We start from the raw sequence: 3,196 nt of genomic DNA on the forward strand, positions 1-3,196 counted from the left end.
GCACAGGCGGTTGATGGTGGCGCCGGGCACTTCGAGCGGCAGGCCGGCGAGCAGGCTGCTCATGTGGGCCACGTTGCGGTTGTCTTCGCCGGCCTGGTTGGCGCAGCCGAAGAGCACGTCGGTGATGGCGGCCCAGTCCACGTTCGGGTTGCGCGCCATCAGGGCTCTGAGGGGGATGGCGCCGAGGTCGTCGGTGCGCACCGAGCTGAGCGCGCCGCCGTAGCGGCCGAAGGGGGTGCGGATCGCGTCGCAGATGTAGGCCTGGGTCATGGTGTGTCCTGGTGAGGAAGGTGGAACAGGCTGGTCGCTTCGAGGTCCAGCACCTCGTGGCCGGCCGCGTGGAAGAGTTGCCAGCGCCAGCGCAGGATGCCGAGCGTGGGCTTGCTGCTGGCCCGGCGTGTCTCGATCACCGTCGCGCGCAGGCTCAGGCGGTCCCCGGCACGCACCGGGTGCGGCCATTTCACGTAGGCCAGCCCTGGCGAGGCAAACGACTCCGACCCCTGCAAGGCCGCCTCGGCGATGAGCCGCATGGCGATGCCGCAGGTCTGCCACCCGCTGGCGATCAGCCCGCCGTGGATGCCGGCAACGGCCGCTTGGGGATCGGTGTGAAACCACTGGGGGTCGTACCGTTGCGCAAAGTCGATCAGCTCGGCTTCACCCAACTCGTAAGGCCCTGCCTCGATGACCTGCCCCGGGTGGAATTCGGCGAATTTCATGCCAGTGTCCTCCTGAGCCAGGGGCTGATGCGGTAGCGCTCCCCGCGGTAATACGCGTCGAGCGACTCCAGCACCTGCATGACGCCCGCGACGCTCCAGCGCGCCAGCCACTCGAACGGCCCGGCCGGGTAGTTGACGCCGAGCTTCATCGCGGCGTCGGCGCCTTCGGGGGTGCACACGCCTTGCAGCACGGCGTCTGCGGCCTCGTTGATCAGCATCGCGATCGTGCGCGCCACCACCAGCCCGGGCGCATCGGCCAGGGGCACGGGCGCAAAGCCGAGCGCGGCGAGCCAGGCCGGGGCCTGCTGGCGCCAGGTGGCGCTGGCCCGGGGCGCCACCGCATAAGCGAGCGCGCCGCCGGGCGCCGCCGGCCACAGCAGCGGGCGGTCGAACACCGCCACATCGGCCACCCCTTCACGCGCCGCAATGTCACCCGCGGTGCGGCCGTCCGTGAGCACGAGCCGGGCGCCGCCAATGGCCAGGCCCACCCAGGCACTCTGCCGCTGGCGCGAGGGTGTGGCGTCGCCGGACAATCGGCCCTGGGTGACGAGCCGTTCCAGCCGGTCGGCGATCTCGCCGTCGCCGTGCACGGTGACGGGTCCCATCGCCAACGGCGCCTCGTGCGCCGTCGCGGGCAGCGCCGGTGCGCCCTCGGGGTAGGTGTAGAAGCCGCGCCCGCTCTTGCGGCCCAGCAGGCCACCGTCCACCAGCTCGCGCTGGACCAGCGAAGGCACGTAGCGCTTGTCGCCAAAGTTGGCCTCAAAGACCGAGTTCGTGACCGCGAAGTTGGTGTCGTGGCCGATCAGGTCCATCAGCTCACAAGGCCCCATGCGAAAACCCGCCGCTTTCAGGCAGGCGTCCAGGCGCTGCGGCGTGGCCGCCTGCTCCTGCAGCAGGGCCAGGGTCTCGGCGTAATACGGCCGCGCGATGCGGTTGACGATGAAGCCCGGCGTGCTCCGGGCGTGCACGGGCACCTTGCCCCAGGCCACGCTCAGGGCCTCGATGGCCCGGGCCACCGCCGCATCGGTCTGCAGCCCGGACACCACCTCCACCAGCTTCATCTGCGGCACGGGGTTGAAGAAGTGCATGCCCACGAAGCGCTCGGGCCGCTGCAGGCCGTTGGCGATGGCGGTGACCGAAATGGACGAGGTGTTGCTCGCCAGGATGGCGGTCTCACCGACCACCGACTCCAGCTGCCGGAACAGGCTGCGCTTGGCATCGAGGTTCTCCACGATGGCCTCGACCACCAGCGCGGCGCTTGCGGCCACGTCCAGCGAGGGGATCGGCTCGATGCGCGCCAGCGTGGCCGCCGCGGCCTCGGCGGTGATCTTGCCCTTGGCCACCAGGCCATCGAGCGTTGCCGCGAGTTTCGTCTTCGCCTGCGCCGCGGCGCCTTCGCGCATGTCGAACAGGAACACCGGGTGGCCCGCCTGGGCCGCCACTTGCGCGATGCCGGTACCCATGATGCCGGCGCCGACGACCAGCACCGGCGCGTTGTTGAGAGAGGTCATGCTGCGCTCGGAATCCAGGGGGCGGGTCGTTTGGCGAGGAAGGCGGCGAAGCCCTCGCGCGCCTCGTCGGTGCCGCGCACGCGGCCGATGGTCTGCGCGGTCAGCTCGCGCGCTTCGGGCGTGATCGGCCCGACCTGCAACTGGGCGAACAACTGCTTGATCTCGGTTTGCGCGTGGGGGCCGCCAGCGAGCAGTTCCTGGACGGTCGCATCCACCGCGCCGTCCAGCGCTTCCAGGGGCACCACCTGCTGCACCAGGCCGATGGCCAGCGCCTTCGCGGCATCGATGCGCGTGGTGGTGAGGGCCAGCCACTTCGCCTGGCGCTTGCCCACCGCGTTGGTCACATAGGGGCCGATCACGGCCGGCAGGATGCCGAACTTGGCCTCGCTGACGGAGAAACTGGCGTTGTCGGCGGCCACCGCGACGTCACACGCGCAGGTCAGCCCGACGCCCCCGCCGAGCGCCGCGCCCTGCACCCGCGCCACCGTGGGTTTGGCGCAGGCTTCGATGCGCGCCAGCATGCCGGCGAAGCGGCGTGCGTCGGCCAGATTCCATTCGTGGCTCGCCGCGCTGGCGCGCTGCATCCACTGCAGGTCGGCCCCCGCGCTGAAATGTTTGCCATCGCCCGCCAGCACGATCACGCGCACGGAAGGGTCGGCCTCCAGTTCGGCGAACGCGGTGTCGAGTTCACCGATCATGGTCTCGTCGAAGGCGTTGAACACCGCCGGGCGCGACATGGTGACCTGGGCCACGCCAGGGGCGCGCCGCGAGACGACCAAGGTGTCATAAATGCTCATGTCCATCGGTCCTTCACGGTCCATCATTCAGTAGGTTTCCAGGTGCAGCCGCCCCTCGCGCTTGAGCGCGGCACCAATCTGCTCCCAGTTCAACCCCGCCTGTGTCGCCACATCGCGCAGCGCCAGCACCACGCCCTCTTCCATGCTTTTCAGACCACACACATAGAAATAT

At 70.0% G+C, this 3,196-nt stretch carries 4 protein-coding genes and 1 pseudogene; all 5 read right to left on the reverse strand.

The features are described 5' to 3' along the window. A partial coding sequence (locus HTA01S_RS24320) for a thiolase family protein (protein ID WP_456318565.1) occupies positions 1 to 270 on the reverse strand: 270 nt, incomplete at its 3' end. Next, complete coding sequence (locus HTA01S_RS24325) at positions 267 to 716, reverse strand: MaoC family dehydratase (RefSeq protein ID WP_068176628.1); 450 nt, start codon at positions 714 to 716, stop codon at positions 267 to 269. The genes HTA01S_RS24320 and HTA01S_RS24325, both read right to left, overlap by 4 nt. Beyond that, on the reverse strand, positions 713 to 2,227 hold the full coding sequence (locus HTA01S_RS24330) for a 3-hydroxyacyl-CoA dehydrogenase (protein ID WP_068176631.1): 1,515 nt from the start codon (positions 2,225 to 2,227) through the stop codon (positions 713 to 715). The genes HTA01S_RS24325 and HTA01S_RS24330 overlap by 4 nt, the downstream gene beginning before the upstream one ends. After that, positions 2,224 to 3,024 carry an enoyl-CoA hydratase-related protein gene (locus HTA01S_RS24335; RefSeq protein ID WP_068176634.1) on the reverse strand — a complete coding sequence of 267 codons (801 nt, stop codon included), beginning with the start codon at positions 3,022 to 3,024 and terminating at the stop codon, positions 2,224 to 2,226. The genes HTA01S_RS24330 and HTA01S_RS24335 overlap by 4 nt, the downstream gene beginning before the upstream one ends. Before the next feature lie 27 nt (positions 3,025 to 3,051). Continuing rightward, positions 3,052 to 3,196, reverse strand: a pseudogene (locus HTA01S_RS26115) (benzoyl-CoA oxygenase); the annotation flags it as partial.

Origin of the sequence: Hydrogenophaga taeniospiralis CCUG 15921 (assembly GCF_001592305.1) — a bacterium.
GTDB lineage: Bacteria > Pseudomonadota > Gammaproteobacteria > Burkholderiales > Burkholderiaceae_C > Hydrogenophaga > Hydrogenophaga taeniospiralis.